Source organism: Ruminococcus sp. RTP21484sp1_RTP21277st1_D2_RTP21277_210401 (genome assembly GCF_040924225.1).
In the GTDB taxonomy this organism is placed as follows: domain Bacteria; phylum Bacillota; class Clostridia; order Lachnospirales; family Lachnospiraceae; genus Blautia_A; species Blautia_A faecis.
Map to the genome: position 1 here is coordinate 62,485 of NZ_JBCOMJ010000004.1, position 17,657 is coordinate 80,141.

At 41.4% G+C, this 17,657-nt stretch carries 11 protein-coding genes and 2 riboswitches; of the genes, 2 read left to right on the forward strand and 9 right to left on the reverse strand.

Features of this window, described 5'->3' with window-relative positions; translation table 11 throughout:
- Window positions 1–63: 63 nt before the first annotated feature.
- Window positions 64–537, reverse strand: a complete 474-nt coding sequence (locus tag AB5706_RS04245) for a DUF1897 domain-containing protein (RefSeq protein WP_118584022.1) — start codon at window positions 535–537, stop codon at window positions 64–66.
- A 42-nt stretch (window positions 538–579) separates the two neighbouring features.
- Window positions 580–963: a DUF6444 domain-containing protein gene (locus AB5706_RS23050; protein WP_330382695.1), complete on the reverse strand. Its 384-nt coding sequence runs from the start codon at window positions 961–963 to the stop codon at window positions 580–582.
- A gap of 282 nt (window positions 964–1,245) precedes the next feature.
- Here AB5706_RS23050 and AB5706_RS04260 point away from each other — a divergent pair, with 282 nt between their 5' ends.
- Together AB5706_RS04260 and AB5706_RS04265 are read left to right on the forward strand one after the other, a co-directional pair.
- On the forward strand, window positions 1,246–1,884 hold the full coding sequence (locus AB5706_RS04260) for a DUF3786 domain-containing protein (RefSeq protein ID WP_173771466.1): 639 nt from the start codon (window positions 1,246–1,248) through the stop codon (window positions 1,882–1,884).
- The gene (locus tag AB5706_RS04265; protein WP_173717288.1) at window positions 1,871–2,044 is read left to right on the forward strand and encodes a hypothetical protein; all 174 of its coding nucleotides are present in this window, start codon (window positions 1,871–1,873) and stop codon (window positions 2,042–2,044) included. The genes AB5706_RS04260 and AB5706_RS04265 overlap by 14 nt, the downstream gene beginning before the upstream one ends.
- Window positions 2,045–2,202: 158 nt before the next feature.
- On the opposite strand, the gene AB5706_RS04270 is transcribed toward AB5706_RS04265, so the two are convergent.
- From AB5706_RS04270 to AB5706_RS04300, 7 genes are all read right to left on the reverse strand, one after another.
- Entirely contained in the window at window positions 2,203–5,070 is a 2,868-nt protein-coding gene (locus AB5706_RS04270; RefSeq protein WP_173773299.1) for an ATP-binding protein, read from the reverse strand.
- 200 nt (window positions 5,071–5,270) lie between these two features.
- A riboswitch (cyclic di-GMP riboswitch) is annotated at window positions 5,271–5,346 on the reverse strand.
- Between the two features lie 151 nt (window positions 5,347–5,497).
- Window positions 5,498–8,449, reverse strand: a complete 2,952-nt coding sequence (locus tag AB5706_RS04275) for a hybrid sensor histidine kinase/response regulator (RefSeq protein WP_173771462.1) — start codon at window positions 8,447–8,449, stop codon at window positions 5,498–5,500.
- Window positions 8,450–8,454: 5 nt separating this feature from the next.
- Entirely contained in the window at window positions 8,455–10,305 is a 1,851-nt protein-coding gene (locus tag AB5706_RS04280; protein ID WP_173771460.1) for an extracellular solute-binding protein, read from the reverse strand.
- On the reverse strand, window positions 10,283–12,487 hold the full coding sequence (locus AB5706_RS04285; protein ID WP_173771458.1) for an ATP-binding protein: 2,205 nt from the start codon (window positions 12,485–12,487) through the stop codon (window positions 10,283–10,285). Before AB5706_RS04285 ends, AB5706_RS04280 begins: the two co-directional genes overlap by 23 nt.
- Window positions 12,471–13,286, reverse strand: coding sequence for a substrate-binding periplasmic protein (locus tag AB5706_RS04290; RefSeq protein ID WP_173771457.1), 816 nt, complete (start codon window positions 13,284–13,286; stop codon window positions 12,471–12,473). The genes AB5706_RS04285 and AB5706_RS04290 overlap by 17 nt, the downstream gene beginning before the upstream one ends.
- Window positions 13,287–13,351: 65 nt before the next feature.
- Window positions 13,352–15,613, reverse strand: a complete 2,262-nt coding sequence (locus tag AB5706_RS04295; protein ID WP_347161028.1) for an ATP-binding protein — start codon at window positions 15,611–15,613, stop codon at window positions 13,352–13,354.
- Window positions 15,614–15,626: 13 nt separating this feature from the next.
- Window positions 15,627–17,399, reverse strand: coding sequence for a 5'-nucleotidase C-terminal domain-containing protein (locus tag AB5706_RS04300; protein WP_148462050.1), 1,773 nt, complete (start codon window positions 17,397–17,399; stop codon window positions 15,627–15,629).
- Between the two features lie 88 nt (window positions 17,400–17,487).
- A riboswitch (cyclic di-GMP riboswitch) is annotated at window positions 17,488–17,563 on the reverse strand.
- Window positions 17,564–17,657 lie beyond the last annotated feature (94 nt).

A 17,657-nucleotide genomic window follows, 5' to 3' on the forward strand; every position in this document is an offset into this window, starting at 1 on the left:
TAAAAAAGAAACTGTCGGATAATTCCAGGCAGTTTCCTTTTTTACATATATCAGATACTATATTTATTTACAATTATTTTCAATCATGTCAGCTTTTTTGTTTCTCCCCATCAGCCGATAGTATTTACACCATAATCGCAGCGATTGCAAAGGAACGATTTCTGTTCCAAGTGTCATTCGTTCCACGATTTGTTCTTTGTCAAGAGAACAATCATAAACCTTCCCTTCGCTTACAATAGAAAATCCAGCCATAACGTCAATATCTACAGAATCAATGGTGAATTCCATGAATACCTTTGTACGATACATTGGATCAGAAGCAGAAGCCGGTGCGTGAAGTTCTCCCATTTCTGATAAAATTGTTCGGACCTGTTCAGCATCATGAACAGAGACCATTAAATCAATATCATGAAATTCTGAAATAATACCTTTAAAGTACAGCAGCATAGATGCGCCTAAAGCCCACTCTATATTTGCCTCATTAAATCGATGTGCAATTTTCTGTAGTAATTCAATTTTCTTCCGTATTTCAGGCATAATACCTCCCACTTATATATTTATCTGGATAAAACATGTTTGTTACTGATTCCTACGGATCACTCTGCAAGGACTGCCTGCAGCAATCACATTGTCGGGAATACTTTTTGTTACAATACTGCCTGCTCCAATCACAACATTATCTCCGATAGTAACTCCTGGTAAAATAATAGCCCCGCCACCAATCCATACATTATTTCCAATGATAACTGGTGCTGTTTGTGTTTTACAATCATGCTTCTTAAGTCCGTCAGATAAAGGTGGCTTGGAACTGTTTTTTGAGTTTTTGTTTAACTGCTCTTTCAGTTCTCGGATGGTCTGGTTCAGACTTGTAATCTCAGCAGAAAGCTCAGCAATGCGAGCACTTTGTTCTTCGTTTTGCTTCATCAGAAAACGAACGAATTCTTCTGTGATATTAACTGGCATTCAGACCACCTTCTTTCCGCGATTTTTTATATTTCTATTGTAACGGAAATGCCGTAAAAAAACCAGTCAGACAAAAAAGATACTTCCTTAATCCAATCCTCTAACGCCAGACCCTCTACAGAACTCTCGCGTATTATTCGTTACTACTATTATCCCTCTGATCCTCATTACAGCCATTGTTCCTTTGACCTGCTATAACAAAATGGCACAAAAAGCATTGATTTTATAGACCAATTAGTCTATTCTAAAATAACTACAACAAAAATATTCTTGGAGGGGTATATGACGAAAGCTCTGACTAATTATGATAAAATAAAAATTTCTACAGCACATGTTTTCCTGCAATATAATCAGGCTACAATGATACATAAATATTCATTAGATTACAATTCTGACTGGTTATATATTACTTTTATTAACCGTACCTATCGTATTAAACGAAAAACGGGAAGTGTTCAGTGGTCAGATAATGATTTTGAAATAATTCATGAAGCCAATCACAATGAAGCAATGACTATTTATGATGTTTTATGTTATTCAAAGGATAGATGCCATCTGTCACATGAATTTATAAACATAAACAGCCTTTCCTCTGTCCGAACAGGAAATCTCTCAACGAGCAGCGGATTTTTTCAGAATACCGCTGACTTTTTTAACGGAAAAACCGTTGAATTGCGTAATGCCTGTATAGCACTTTCCGGAAAGGAACTGGAAAAAGGAGATGTTGCTTTTAAATTAAATCTTTTTCCTTTTTTGCCGATTATCATTCGTTTCTGGGAAGCTGATGATGAGTTCCCGGCAAGTCTTCAAATTCTTGCAGACAGGAATACTTTAGATTACATGCATTATGAAACGCTTATGTTTGCACTTACACATCTGTTTTCCAGACTGAACGAGGAAATGCGAAATGAAAAAAGGTGAAGAATCCAGACAACTCCTGATTGAGTGTGCGGCTGAATTATTATGGAAAAATGGATATTCTGCTACTGGAATCAGCGAAATTCTCAAACAAACAGACCTTCCAGTAAGAAAAAATATGATTGAAATGTACCTGGAATACCGGTCATATCATGGCATCTGAAAGGAACTTATGTAAGTTCTGAAAAAATATTTTTGGGGAGGGAATCCTCCCCATTCTTATATCGTGGTACTTTCAAAGATTAAATTGTTAAAGCACTCTTTAAAGAAAAAAGTCCTATGCAATTTTCCAGAGTGGCACTCCATTAGTATAACATGCAATTAATATTTTTCCTGCTGCCTTATTACTTCTGATAATATTGACAGCAGCTTATCAGCCTGGACTGGCTTTGCTATATGTTCATTCATTCCGGCTGCAATAGCCTCCCGCTTATCTTCCTCAAATGCATTTGCTGTCATTGCAATGATTGGTATACACGCCTTGTCCTTATCTGGTAAATTTCTGATTTCCTGTGTTGCCTTATAACCGTCCATTTTAGGCATCTGGATATCCATGAGGATCACATCATATGTTCCAACCGGCATTTGCATTATCCTGTTTACACACTGGATACCATCCTCCACACGTTCTGTTTTAAGACCTGCACGCTCAAGTATTGCTTCTGCAATCTCTGCATTCAGATCATTGTCCTCTGCCAAAAGGATATTCCTTCCCTCAAGTATTTCACTGCAGGATTCTGGATTTTCAGCATGTTTTTTTACATAATAGCTTTCATCCGCTATCCTGTGTTTTAGTGTTACAGTAAAAGTGCTGCCCTTTCCAAGCTCACTCTCCACATCGATTGTTCCACCGAGCAGATCAACATATTTCTTTACGATTGACATTCCAAGTCCGCTTCCTGTGATTTTGCTCTTCGTGGTGTTTCGTTCACGAGTGAATGCTTCGAAAATTTTTGACAGATAATCCTGGCTCATACCAATTCCGGTATCGCTCACCCTGGTCCTTACAATCATGTACCCAGGCTCCTCGCAGGGTAATTCATCTATATCTACCATAACAGAACCACCGGCTGGAGTATATTTTACGGCATTACTCAGGATGTTGACAAATATTTCTTTTACCTTGGTAGTATCTGTCAGTATATTTTCATGTTCTACATTTATTGTGTAATGAAGAGCAAGATTCTTTTTCTTTGCTTCATCCTCAAATATTTCAAACAGAGTCTGCCGGATATCCTCAATCCGTCCATAGTTCTCATCAATTTCCATCCTTCCGCTCTCAATCCGAGCCATATCAAGTACATTATTTATGATTGACAGAAGGAGGTTTCCTGACTGCTGAAGTTTTTTTAAATGTTCTGAAGTTTCAGGCAAATCCTTTCCTTTCAGTTCATTCTCCATAAGCTGTGCATAGCCCAGAATTGCATTCATAGGAGTACGGATGTCATGTGACATATTGTTAAGGAAACGAGTCTTTGCCAGATTAGCTTCTTCTGCTTTTTTCAGAGCGATTTCCAACTTGTCATTAAGCTTTTGTGTATCATTTGCAGCAAGCTTTGCGACAGCTTCTGCTTTCCTTGCCTTCCGTAAAAGTACGAGGATAATACTAATGATAGTGAGTACAAAAAATCCTGCCGTAACAAAAAAAGCAAGCATATTGTCTTTTACAAAATCCAAAAATGTTACCTTATCTGCTGTACTGTCATAAATAGCAAGTGCACTTGTAAGCATGTCAGACGGCATAGCCTTTAAGGTTTTATTCAATATTGATAAGAGGGTTCCCTCTCCACTTCTAACTGCAAAGCATGCCTCCATTGTTTTTGTAAGTGGAATACTCTTGAAATTTTGACTGTTATCATATATTAGTGCCTGACTTGCGCCCATGAGGAAACAGTCTGCTTTTTCATGAATGACCATATCTGCTGCATCGTCAAGCGAATCACAATCTATAAGCTTCCATTGGGGATAACTGAATGCAATATGCTGTTTTAAGGCATATTTTTCCCTGGGCACAGCTACAGTATACACCTTATTCTCATCAAATTTTTCCTCATCTGTTACCGCCATCAGGCTGTAGGTCCAGGCTGTGTTTGTAAGTGTATATCCGTTTTTTTCTGCAAAATATGGATTCCTGCCAGCATAAAAAATCATGTCAATCTCTCGTTCTTGTAAAGCCTGAAGCATTTCATCATAATCATCATATTCCTGTATATTAAATTCCAGTGTCTGATTTCCCAGACAGTCTTTGGCATAAGAGAAATATTCTGCCAGCATACCGGTAAGTTTTCCAGTCTCTTCGTCCAGAGAAAATACTGCCGCATCATTACTCAGAAATCCGATCCGGATACCATCATGTTCTTCCAACCAGGACTTTTCTCCGCCTGTAAGACTTTGACAATAATCAAGCGTAAAATACTTTTTATACAGATCCGCCTTGAAAAAAGGACTATCCTGATCCAGCTGACGCATAGCCCAGTCCAACTCTGTCTTGATATCGCTGCGCTCTTTATTTATTACAAAATATATGCCGGATTTACCAATCGTGGTAACGGATGATATTCCCTGTTCAGACCAGATGGATTCCTCCAGAGATACAAAACAATCGATTTCATGATTCGCTAATTTCTTTTCGACATCATCATTATTATTCACATTTACATGTTCTGTATGTATGCCATTCTTATTTTCCCATTCTGTCAGCATGATTTCAGGCTCAGTACCCATGAGCACACCTACACGTTTACCGTCCATAGATTTGAAATCAGACGTCCCAATATCCGTATCCGATAAATCAGCATAAAGGATATATTTTTCCTCACCCATGGGTTCATCCGGGAAAAGCATCTTCTGTGCACGTTCATCGGTGTAAGAAATATCGCCCATGATATCAATCTCACCATTTTCAAGCTTATCAAAACAGTTGGACCAGTCACATTTCACATGCTCAAATTTCCATCCGGTATAACCTGCCAGAGCCTGCATGAGCTCGTAGCCATAACCTCGTCTGACACCGTTTTTATCGACATAATTAAAGGTATCCTCAAATGAGCCGACACGGATGGTCTGTGGCTGTTTTTCATCATTATTCGTTTCAGCAGCCTGGCAGTGTACCGATAACATCATCCACATTCCCAGGACCACAAATATACATGCAAATAGTACGGCTGATTTTTTTCTACTTTTATCCATATTTTTTATTTCCTTCATCCGTTTGTGTTTTATGATGTTCCAAACACCAGGTCAAAAACAGCAAGTATTGTTTTTATATCAATCGGTTTTGCAATATGTGCATTCATCCCTGTTGCTGTGTACTGCTGCTGTGTAATTTCCATCATCTCTGCAATGCCCCGGGTGATAAAAACGCTGCCAAACAGGCAGCGCATCTCATTTCATGCAACTGGCTGCCATTTTACAGGCCCTGTAGCTTTGCGTCGCAGACTTTCATCTGTTTTGCCGATTTCCATATTAGAGCATTTAAAATTATACAAAAAAACTGATTTTATTATACTCCCTTGCTCCACTTTACACAAGAAAAACCTCACCGCTTTAACGCTTAAAAATAATTTGAAAACCTGCTAAAAAGTTGTTAACCGAACTTCTTAGCAGGTTTTTATTACTAATCTGTCAGATTATTTTGTAATGTACTGATCAATTCCTCTATAACGATTGGCTTGGATAAGAATCCATTCATACCGCATTCCAACGCTTTCTTTCTGTCCTCGTCAAAAGCATTGGCCGTCATGGCAAGGATGGTGATTCCTGCCAGTGCCGGATCCCTAAGGGCACGGATCTGCTTCGTGGCCTCATATCCGTTCATTACCGGCATCTGCACATCCATCAGCACCAGATCATAACCGCCCGGTTTCGACCTCTTGACCTTCTCTACTGCCTCTGCCCCATTTTCTGCAGTATCCACCAGGAAGCCATATTCATTAAGGATCTCCACCGCAATTTCACTGTTCAGCTCATTGTCTTCCACAAGCAGTATACATCTGCCTCTGAAATCTGAGCATGCCGCCGGAAGAACAGGCTTCTCCTGCTCAGCCTGATTCTGGCCAATGGCAGTCATCAGGGTATCTCTGATATCGGACATAAACAGAGGTTTCGCACAGAATGCAGTTACTCCTGCAGCCCTGGCTTCCACTTCGATGTCTGACCAGTCATAAGCAGTCAGAATAATGATCGGTGTATCGTCACCAAGACTGCGGATCTGTCTGGTGACCTCAATACCATTCATATCCGGCAGTCGCCAGTCGATGATATAAGCATGGAAGGCATCCCCAAGCTCCATAGACTGTCGTGCACGCAGAACAGCCTCCTTACCGGAAAGTGTCCATTCCGAACGCATTCCAACCCTCACAAGCATTTTTGTCACGCTGTCACAGGTATTAAAATCGTCATCTACAACCAGAGCCTTAAGACCTTCCAGCTCTATGATCTTCTCTATACGTTGGTGCTCAGGCTGAGTCCGGAATGGCAGTCGGACGATAAATTCGGTACCTTTCCCCTGCTCTGTCCGGACCTCAATGGTGCCGCCCATCATATCCACAATATTCTTGGTGATGGCCATGCCAAGTCCTGTACCCTGAGTCCTGCTCACAGTGGAAGTCCGCTCCCTCTCAAAAGGAGAAAAGATCTTCTGTACAAATTCCTGACTCATACCGATTCCGTTATCCTTTACCCGGATCTCGTACAGTTCACTGCCTCTTTGGAACCCCGGATACTGTTTCAGCCGGACAGAAACGGTTCCGCCAGCAGGAGTAAACTTGATCGCATTGGACAAAAGATTCAGCAGCACTTGATTCAGTCGTGTCTTATCACAATAGACATTCTCATTTGTCACATCCACGGCATCCATATAGAGCTCCAGCTGCTTCGCATGGATCTGCCCGCTGATGATCGTTTTCAGATCATGAAGCACATCCGACAGACTGACCTCCGTTTCTTCCAGATGGATCTTTCCACTCTCAATCCGGCTCATATCCAGGATATCATTGATCAGAGAAAGCAGATGGTTACTGGAGGAAAGGATCTTACCCAGATAATCCCGAACCCTGTTTTTATCATCAATATTGCTTACAGCCAGTGTGGTAAAGCCGATGATCGCATTCATTGGTGTCCGGATATCGTGAGACATGTTGGAAAGGAAGGTACTCTTGGCCCTGTTTGCTGTCTCCGCCGCACGGACTGCCTCAGAAAGTGCCTGGTTCATTTTCCAGTCCGAGGTACGGTCCGACAGAACCAGGATGTATTTCTTTTTTCCATTTACCTCACTACCCATTGCAATATTATGGAACCAGCGTTTTTCCCCTGTTTTCTGATGAACATATTCAAAATCCCATTCTCGCTGTTCATGAACCTTGATTTCTTCCAGATAATTTTTCTCCGGATCTTCATGTTCCGCCGGATGCAATTTTCCCAGAACACGAATATCTCTACGAATCTGTTCTACCGTAATACCCAGCAGATTTTCCGCATTTGGGCTGACGTAATCTGCCTGATATGTTTTTGCATCCAGCATCAGAAAGACATCATCCACGTTCATTGAAAGCTTTTGAAACAGCTCATCCCGGTACCGGATCTCCGTATCCTTTCTTCTGAGATTTGTCCTGCTTTTTTGAATAATAAGACTGATAAGAAAAGCAGCAATACAGAACACGACCGCACCAACAAGAAGCATTGTACTGCTCTGCAGGCTGTTCATACTGGCATTGACAATATCCGCCTGTACAAGTCCCAGAAATACCCAGTCCTGAATATCTGATTTTTCATAAACCAGATAATAGTTCCTTCCATCCAGATCTATCAGCAGCGCACCGGTATGTCCTGCTTTAAACTTCTCCGAAAGCTTATTGACCTCTTTCTCCGACATATCAGAATGCTCTCTCAGAACACCGAAGAAATTATATACATTCCCCCATGACTCAGAAGAATGATCGATCACAACACGGCCATCCGGATGAACAATAAAACTCTGTGCATTTCCATTGAAAGCAGAAATATCCAGTACATCTACGATATCAGAGTTTTCATAGGCAATGGCGATGGCATCATATTCAAATCCCTGATAGCTTCCATGAGCCCTGGGAGTAGCAAAAACAAGCAGCTGGGATTTTCCTGGAACTGCTGCATTTGATATCACATCATTTCCCTGCCGGATGTCCTCTTCAATATCTTCCTGTAATCCAAGGTATCCGTTTTCCCCTGTCACCAGCTTATAGTTTCCGTCGGCTGACAGAAAAAAGAAATCCAAAAATCCGGCATCCTCCTGCGCATTCTTTATATAATGACGGATTTCATCTTCACTGGAGATATTTTGCAGATTCTCACCCCATATATGGAGATAAGTCAGGTTCTTATCTGTCAGTTCCCTTAGCATATTATCAGACTGATGAAAAATCTCTGTCAGATGAGAAACGCTTTCCTCATAAATGGTTTTCGACACAAAGTCAAAATATCGGAAAACCATCAGAACAATTCCCAGTAAAACAGCTGTAAAGACAGCAATCCGGGATCGTTTTACCATGCCAGGTTTCTTTCTGCCTTTATTACGATTCTTAATATCCATTCTTCTCACCTCAGAGTCATGTAGTCTTCAGGCTCTGCAAGAACGGCATTACCATCTGAAACATATTCTGTCCAGGTATCTTTCACAAAGGTATCTTCTCCCTCAAACACAATATTCTCATCTGTGAGATAAGCTTCCATGTGTTTTGGTATCGCAAGGCAGGTTACCGTGAATGTATCATTGTCCTGAACTTTTTTTCCATCTTTTGTAACTTTACTCAATGTGTAGCCATCATCTGTTTCTTTGACTTCCACGGAAATCCCGCTGAACACAGGCAGCGAACCACGGTTAAAGGGAATGAAGCCGCCCTGGTAGCCTTCTACAAAGTTTCTGACTGTCTCTTTCAGTTCTTCCCCGCTCATCTTGCAGCTATACGCAGAAAGACTGTTTGGCATGATCATGCTGCCAGCCATTTTTTCCGTATATTCTGCCTTCAGTACATTTCCCGTAAAGCTGTTCCCAGTTGCGAGCAGTACATCCGTTCCATAAATACCACGCAGAGTGTTTGCCATAACCGAATAAGCCGCATTTCCCCCACTGCTATGAAAACGGTTGGAATAGGATTTCTGTGAATCCAGCACGGTATTCTCTGAAGCAGATTCTTCCGCAAGAAGCTGGGAATTAAATGACTGATATGCCTGCTTTGCATCGTATTCTCCTGAAATCATCTTAGACACCACATCCTTGGAAACGGAGAAAAAGTCATTTGACGCAATGCGAATATACATATGGTTTTCTTCGATCACAGGTTTCACATCCTTCAGATACTCCGTAAGCCTGAAATCCACATCCTGGCTGTAGCTCAACAGATCCTGTCCATCACTAATGATCCGGTTCTGTGCCTCCGCTGAAAACATTGTTTTCAATACCTTCATTGCTTTCTTTCGGCGGGCTTCGTCCTGTGTCAGGTCGCGGTTTAAGGCCACCTGAAAATATGGGGTCGTCATCAGCCACTTTTCGCCATTCTCCTGAAAGAATGGCAGAAATGTTGTGTTAATGCCCTGATCCTGAAACATTTTTACACCAGCTGAGGTGCCAAAGTACATGGCAAGCTTACCACTCTGGTACATCTCAACGATATCATCATAATTCATATCCAGATCATCCTGGTTCAGCCCTGTATCCTGGATAAACTGTTCCATACGTTCAAAAGCCTGCGGCCAGACGGTACCATCCAGACCCTCTCTCTTTGTATTATCCGGGTCACTGTAGGTGGTGCGCCACTTGCGTCCGTCTACAGAAGACAATTCTGATGCAGACAGACCCTGCAGTGTTTCCATACAGGTATAATCGTAATAATAGTCTGCAGTAAAGCCACGGATTCCCACCTCGTCAAATGCCTGGCAGGCAGAAACGAAGCTTTCATAATCGGTTGGCAACGGAATTTCATACTTTTCAAAAAGGTCCTTGTTGACCACGAAACCATGGGCATCCGCGCACACGGGAAGCCAGTTTACGCTGCCATCCTCGTTCATAAAACTGCTGAGGTAGGTATCATAGACAGCACCTGCCTCATTGGTTGTGGAAAGATCCATCAGACTGTCCTTCAGCGGACTTGCGTCATGCAGGGAAAACCGGCAGCAGGTTATAATATCCGGTAAACCACCGTTTTCATCAAGAAACTTATAAAAATCCAGATCATTATTGCCGACTACAAATTCAACATTGATATCCGGAAGCTGTTCCTGGATGTATGGTGCATATTTATCATACAGGCTGGTGCTCCATAAATACACTGTGATGGTTTCTGCATCTTCTTTTTCTGCAATTTTTCTGCCACAGCCTGACAAAAGTGATGTGCCTGTCGCCATCACCAGAAGTACAGCAAGTAACTTACTCCGTTTTTTCTTTTTCATTATGACTCCCCCTGAAACTGTGTTTCATTAGTTTATAAATTATATTTATTAATAATTTTCCATCAACAGGCTTTGCTATATGTTCATCCATTCCTGCTTCTTTAGCTCTCAGTCTGTCCTCCGTGAATGCATTTGCTGTCATTGCAATGATCGGAATCATCTTTGCATCCTCTCTGTCCAGAGAACGGATTTTCTTTGTAGCTTCATAACCATTCATAACCGGCATCATAATGTCCATAAGAATGACATCAAATTCACCAGGTTTACTTTTTCTGAATAGCTCAACAGCTTCCTGTCCATTCCATGCTTTCGTCACCTCAGCACCTTCATTCTGGAGCATAAATTCTGCAATTTCCATGTTCAGCTCATTATCTTCTGCCAGAAGAATATGCAACCCCTTTATAGATTTTTCTGATACATCCTTCTGTTTTTCACGTTTATCCGCATTCATATCTATTTTGAACGGAACCCGGATCACAAATGTAGTTCCTGTGCCTTCTTCACTTTCAAAGGTAATGGCTCCGCCCATTTTCTCGACCAGATTCTTTGCAATCGGCATCCCAAGTCCTGTTCCGGCAAATTTTGTGCGGCTTCCTGTGTGTTCCTGTGCAAATGGTTCAAATACACATTTCTGGAACTCCTCAGTCATTCCGATTCCGGTATCCCGGCAGACAAATTCCATTGTGGTCATTCCCGGCTGTTCGGATGGGATTTCCATGCAGCTGATATAGATATGTCCGTTTTCTCTGTTATATTTCACCGCATTGGACAGGATATTCATCATCACACGTTTCACATACCCCGGACTTCCAATAAAATCCCGGTGTGTGATTTCTTTTTTCTCCCACTCGATCCGGATATTCTGTTCTGCAGCCATCTGCTTGATCACAGCAAATACTTCCCTTGAAATACTGCTCAGATTAAATGGAATCTCTTCCAGAACGATTTCGCCTGACTCAAGCTTACTCATATCCAGGATTTCATTTACCAGTTCCAACAACAGATTGGACGCCTTTTTCACCTTTGTCCTGTATTCCGTCTGTTTCTCCAAATCACCTGCATAATGTTCTGCCATATTGACCATGCCGCAGATTCCATTGATCGGAGTCCGGATATCATGGCTCATCCGCTGGAGAAATTCTGTTTTTGCCTCATTGGCGGCTTCTGCCTTTTTTGCTGCTATCAGAAGTTCTGCTTTATATTTTTCATCTTTTTCCTGTTCCTGTTTCCGGTGCGCCAGATTGGTTCTGTATGTCCAGAACCAGAATATACTGAACATCAGAAAATAAAGAAAAATAACACTTATCACACTTAATGGAAGATTATGGAACACTTCTGTATCCGGAAGATATGCATAAATATAGTAATCCCTCTGCTTCAGCATGATTCCGTAGCATCCTGTTCCTTCATTCTTCAAATGATAAATGTGCTGACTGTCTGTATGCTTTTTCATTTCCTGAACAACTTCGTTTTCAGCCGTATTCTGTCCTAACAGACTCTCATCATTGCTGGCAACAACAATCCCATCATCTGCAACAAGAACCGTTCCATCTTTCTGAGTACTATAACCGTTTAAAAGTCCTTGTATCGTCAGTGTATAGTTTCTGGCAAATTCAGGAGAAGTGTAATAGTAGATTGCTACAATACCCGGTGCATCTTTTCTGGCACAGGCTGCAATGTCGACATGTGATCCATCTTCCCTGTCAAACCGTTCCGAATAAGTTCTTTCTTCATATCCGTCAAAATCCATGATAATATCTTTTTGCAGATACTCTGTAATCTCATTGGCCAGAGATTCATCCGTACTGTATTCGCAATCCATCTTTCCTTCTGTATCCAGTACAATGATGCCATCCACCCAGAGAGTCTGCAGGTTTTCTTTCAGAAAATCCTCGCTTAGCTGCCCGCCGTTTTCTGTTTCCATTTTAATATTTGTACTCATCTGTCTGGCACTTTCAATGGCACGGAGGAGACTTTTGGATTCCGAAGATTCATTATAATGGGTGTAGGTGGAGCACTGCACTTTCACATAATTTACAATCTCCACCATTCTTTTCTCTGCTTCTGCTTTTTCTGCGTGGAAGAAATAAAACAGAGAGACTACAGCCACACAGATTCCAATCAGACCACCCAGCCGCTGGATTCGTTTTTCTTTTTTACTTCTCTTAATATCCAAGATCATCCACCTCCAGATACTTCTGGGGATCATCCAGATATTTTTCAATAATTTTCAGGGATGTACCATCCTGACGCATTTCTTCCAGAGTCTGGCTCATCTGCTCACAGATTCCCCTGTCATCATCTTTTGCAAAAGCGACACCTATTCCAGTGAGCATTAAAGGTTCTTCCAGGATACGGAAGCTTGCGTCATAATCCTTCATATACTGGACAATCGATTCCTCATGTGCGGCAACTGCATCTACATATCCTTTTCCCAGAAACGTATAAATCAGCTCCCGGTGTCCAAGACTGATCAGATTTGCCAGTTTGGGGATTCTATCATCTGTCCGGTTCAGAAAAATACTTTCCGGTTTGGTTGTGGACTGAACAGCCAGATTCTTTCCCTCCAGGTCGCTCAATTTATAGATATCACTGTTCTCATTTACAGCGACCACCTGACGGCTTGCTATGTACGGTCCTGCCCAGCGGTAATCATCAAGACGTCCTTCCATAGAAAAGCAGCCCATGATACAGTCAATCTCTCCGCTCTCCACCAGTTCTTTTTTATCTTCCCAGTTGATCTGGACAACCTCCACCTGATATCCCATTCTTTTGAAAGCTTCTGTAGCCAGTTCTACATCTATGCCAGTCGGTACACCATCCTCATTCAGATAATTGTATGGTGGATAGTTATCGCTTCCGAGGGTAATAACAGGCTTTTCTGTTTCTTCTTTCGTGTTATCTGTGTTTTTACACCCTGCCAGGGTAACTGCTAAAATTCCCGCAAGCAGAATGCCTGCAATCACTTTTTTTCCTTTCATTTTCTGTCTATCCTAATTATCCTTCTCGTATTTTTTATATCTGATTCCCTGCCATTTGTTACTGTTCAATGACCTGCGGTTCGGTGCCCCCCCCCGCCGGATTTTATGCTTCTGATCGTCTTTTCCAGTATTTTCATCTCAACCGGTTTTGAAACATGTGCATTCATACCAGCTGCCAGTGAATGCTGGATATCCTCTGAAAATGCATTGGCGGTCATGGCAATGATCGGAATCGTCTTTGCCAGTTCATGGGAGCTTCTGCGGATTGCCTTTGTTGCCTCATAGCCATTCATAACAGGCATCTGCACATCCATCAGGATCATGTCATAATCCCCTGGAGCAGACTGTTCAAATGCTTTCAAAATCTCTTCACCATTTTCACAGATGGTACATTCCGCACCTTCAATCTTTAACAGTTCCGTCAGGATCTCTGCGTTCAGCTCATTGTCTTCTGCACACAGGAATCTCATTCCCTGCAGGATATTTCCATCCTGCTCATCTGTTTCTTCTTGTGCCGCCAGAGCAGTTGTTCTGTCCTCTGCAATTTTCAAATCTATGAGAACCTCAAAACAGCTTCCCAGCCCCAGTTCACTCTCCACATCGATGGTTCCTCCCATCGCCTCAACCAGGTTCCTGGTAATCGCCATTCCAAGTCCGGTTCCCTGTATCTTATTCGTCATGGAATTTTCTGCACGGGTAAACGCATCAAAAATTGTATTTTTGAAATCTGCTGACATTCCCATGCCATTATCGCTGACCCAAAAGCGGTACTTTGCATAAACAGATGAATTTGATTCACATTCCTCTGCCAGAAACTGAATTTTTCCGCCTTCCTGTGTATATTTTATTGCATTAGACAGCAGGTTGCTGAAAATCTGCATTAAATGGACGCGATCCCCATTCACCCACTCATGCCGGATATTTTCTTTTGCAATTGTAAAGGTCTGCTTCTTTTCATATATTTGAGAATGAAATATCGTGTCAAGTTCCTGTATAAAATCCACAATAGAAAAGTCAGAATATTTGAAAACCGTTTTGCCAGCTTCAATCTTACTCATGTCCAGAACATCATTAATGATCCCCAACAGATGCTGTGATGAAGTGTCAATTTTATCCGCATACTCTATTACCTTTCCTTTATCTCCGGCATCATATCTGATCAATGACGTAATACCAATGATCGCATTCATAGGAGTACGAATATCGTGAGACATGTTGGCAAGAAAACTGCTTTTGGATCTGTTCGCTTCCTGTGCCACCTGAAAAGCTTCCTCTGCCGCCTGTTTTGCCTGCCGTAATTCTGTATTTACTGTTTCCAGCTTCGCATTATTTTCCCGCTCCGCACGGATCGCTTCCTGCTGGTTTCTACGCATAACAAAAGAAATTCCCAGCATAACGCAGACAGCTACGATAACCGTAAAGATAACGATAAATACCATAACAAAATTCACAAGTTTTAATGTATTTGTAGCAACATACTCTGCCGGAACCAGAAAGATAAGTGTCCATTCCGCATTTTCCAGTCTTTTTAATGCATAAAAATATTCAGTACCATCCAGTATTGCATTAGAATAACTACAGCCTTTTTCTTCCAGTTCCACTTTTGTTTTATCAAAAGAAGAATTGTGAAGGTATTTCATATTCTGTAAAACCGAAAATACATTATGCCCTTTAATTAATTCCACCTGATTGCTGTTAAACAGTTTAAATCCATTATCATCCAGTACATACACACTGTTGTTTCCGTTATATGCATCACAGCTAAAATAAGGATTCAGCTGTTCCATATCCTGGGAAATTCCAAAATAAGAGATTGTAGTTTTCTCTTCTCCATTTTGAAGTTCTATTGCTTCTGGCAAACGTTGCAAAAACACCATCTCTGACTGGTTATCTGTCATAGAATCAAAAACAAAACTGATCTGTTCGGGTTTGTCTTCAAAATAATCCAGATCACGAAAAAGTCCTATGTATCCGTCTTCTGTATAATATCTGCCCTGTGAATCCACTGCCACCAACATGATCTTATGATCTGCATATGCTGATAATTCATATTTCTTTTTCATATGTCTGCAGAGTTCATCTGTAGTCTGTATGTTTGCATCTCTCAGATAATTGCATTCTTCCGTTACCCGGTCCCAGTGGGAATCAATCACATCCTCCAGATTCTGAAACATCTGATGGGTAATCTCTTCCATCTGGTTTAACCGTTCCTCATAGATGATATCCCGGATATAAGTCTGATACAGGAAAAAAAATGCAAGAAGCATCGCTATACCAGCTATACAGCAACACAATATTAAGTTCCGATAACTCTTTGTCTTCTGCATCCTTTCCCTCCGCTTATTTCCATTCAGCGTCTGCTTCACTTAAAGTCTTAAATTGCCCAAAAAATTCTTTTGCCGCATCCATACCTACAATACCACTGTCTGTCACTTCTGTTTCTGATGCCAGTTTTTCACTGATTCCGGAAATTGCAACCTGATAAGTCTTCTCATCTTCCAGCTCCATCGGACTTACCAGCACATAAGGATAATTGTTTCCTGTACCGGCTGCATCATATCCTTCTTTATATAAATCCTGAATCTGTTTTCCTGTTAATCTGACCGTCTGGATTGTCTGTGACCAGCCTGTCGGAAGAATGGTACAGATGTCATAGTCTGTAATATTCTTTGCATACAGTTTTCCGCTCACGCCACCATTGTTCTGGTTAGTGCCATTTCCACTGATCCATGTTCCAAGGGATATAAGAGCAATGTCACTTCCGGTCGCCTCGGCAAAGCATCTGCCCACCAGCTTTGCACAGCTTTCCTGTGAGATTTCCTCTGTAGCTGTTGTGAACACTTCCGGCTGATTATTTACCACGCTGTCCTGATCCTCATCCAGCTGATCTGCTACATCCTTTATTGATGCCTTATCCTGCATGAATTCCAGCATTTTGGTTCCGGTAGTTACAATCGTATTTTCCCATCCAGAATAAATAAACGGTGTCGTATTCCCTGCATTGATAAAATCCGAAATATCTGCATAGTAGGTATCATCCGCCTTTGCATCTTTAAAAGGAAGTAGTCCTGCTTTTAATGTGCTCTCCGGATACAGGGCACTGGTTCCTTCTACCGTAGACAGCACCTTCATGACTTTTAATGCATCTTCAAGTTTCTCCGGATTATTTTCCAACTTTTTATTCAATCCGTAAAAACGGTTTACATTTAAAATAAATACATTCTGGCTTCCATCTTCAGACAGGTATGGCATCAGACCAAATTTGTCCGTTGTATCTTCTGAGTCCATAATGCCATTCTGTGGTCCCAATAGAAACAGTGCGTTTCCCTTTATAAAAGCTTCTCTTGTTTTACTATCATCTATCGGATCACTGTTGCTGCTGTCAAACATACCGATGTCTTTCCATTTTTGGATATATTCCATGCTGTCCATCATGCCTTCCGTGTCACTGACATTTGCCTTTCCTGACAGGTAATCTTTCTGCCACTGCTTTCCAGACAAGGTACCAAGGAATCCCGCATCCGCAATATTACATATATACTGGAAGGCAGAACCCGGATACTGAATCTGTGCCATACATAACGTAACTCCTGCTTCTTTTGCTTTGCCTGCAAGTTCTTCAAGCTCTGTAAAAGATGTTGGCAGCTTCCAGCCATGTTGCTCAAGCAGTGTTTTATTATAAGTGATTCCATAACAGTTGTACAAAGATGGAAGCATATAAAGTGCACCCTCATCGGATACCTCTTTCAGACGTGATTCCACATAATTATCTGTAAAATCGTATCCGGAGAGATCAATCATCTTATCACTGACATCCACCACATCTGGCTTATAAAAAGTCTGTGTGCAGATATCCGGAAGATCATCTGCCTCTAACATATTCTGTAGATAGGTTGTTGTATTTGACCCGCTATACGTGATTACTTCGAGATTAACCTCTGGATATGTTTTATGCACCTCTTCTATAAAGCTGTCCACCTCCAGATAAGGAGCCATAAAAGTAATTGCTTCGTGTTTCTTTGATGTTTCATCTGTTTTCCCACACCCTATAAGTCCTGTTGCTGCCACACATGCCAAAATAAGACATACACTTTGTACTTTTTTGATTTTCATATTTTTCTCTCTCAAATAAAATTATTATTGTTACATCTATGAAGTAACACCGTAAAAAAACACTGTCTCACAGACAGTGCACATCAGTTCATGCAACTGGCTGCCATTTTACAGGCCCTGTAGCTTTGCGTCACAGACTTTCGTCTGTTTTGCCGATTTTCTTATTATAGCTTTTAAAATTCTGCAAAAAACCTATTTTATTATACTCCATCGCTCCACTTTACACAAGAAAAACCTCACCGCTTTAACACTTAAAAA

Bases quoted from the DNA above. Each gene is read 5' to 3' on its own strand.
- AB5706_RS04245 (WP_118584022.1), bottom strand. From the start codon at position 537: ATGCCTGAAATACGGAAGAAAATTGAATTACTACAGAAAATTGCACAT.
- AB5706_RS23050 (WP_330382695.1), bottom strand. From the start codon at position 963: ATGCCAGTTAATATCACAGAAGAATTCGTTCGTTTTCTGATGAAGCAA.
- AB5706_RS04260 (WP_173771466.1), top strand. From the start codon at position 1,246: ATGACGAAAGCTCTGACTAATTATGATAAAATAAAAATTTCTACAGCA.
- AB5706_RS04265 (WP_173717288.1), top strand. From the start codon at position 1,871: ATGAAAAAAGGTGAAGAATCCAGACAACTCCTGATTGAGTGTGCGGCT.
- AB5706_RS04270 (WP_173773299.1), bottom strand. From the start codon at position 5,070: ATGGATAAAAGTAGAAAAAAATCAGCCGTACTATTTGCATGTATATTT.
- AB5706_RS04275 (WP_173771462.1), bottom strand. From the start codon at position 8,449: ATGGATATTAAGAATCGTAATAAAGGCAGAAAGAAACCTGGCATGGTA.
- AB5706_RS04280 (WP_173771460.1), bottom strand. From the start codon at position 10,305: ATGAAAAAGAAAAAACGGAGTAAGTTACTTGCTGTACTTCTGGTGATG.
- AB5706_RS04285 (WP_173771458.1), bottom strand. From the start codon at position 12,487: ATGATCTTGGATATTAAGAGAAGTAAAAAAGAAAAACGAATCCAGCGG.
- AB5706_RS04290 (WP_173771457.1), bottom strand. From the start codon at position 13,286: ATGAAAGGAAAAAAAGTGATTGCAGGCATTCTGCTTGCGGGAATTTTA.
- AB5706_RS04295 (WP_347161028.1), bottom strand. From the start codon at position 15,613: ATGCAGAAGACAAAGAGTTATCGGAACTTAATATTGTGTTGCTGTATA.
- AB5706_RS04300 (WP_148462050.1), bottom strand. From the start codon at position 17,399: ATGAAAATCAAAAAAGTACAAAGTGTATGTCTTATTTTGGCATGTGTG.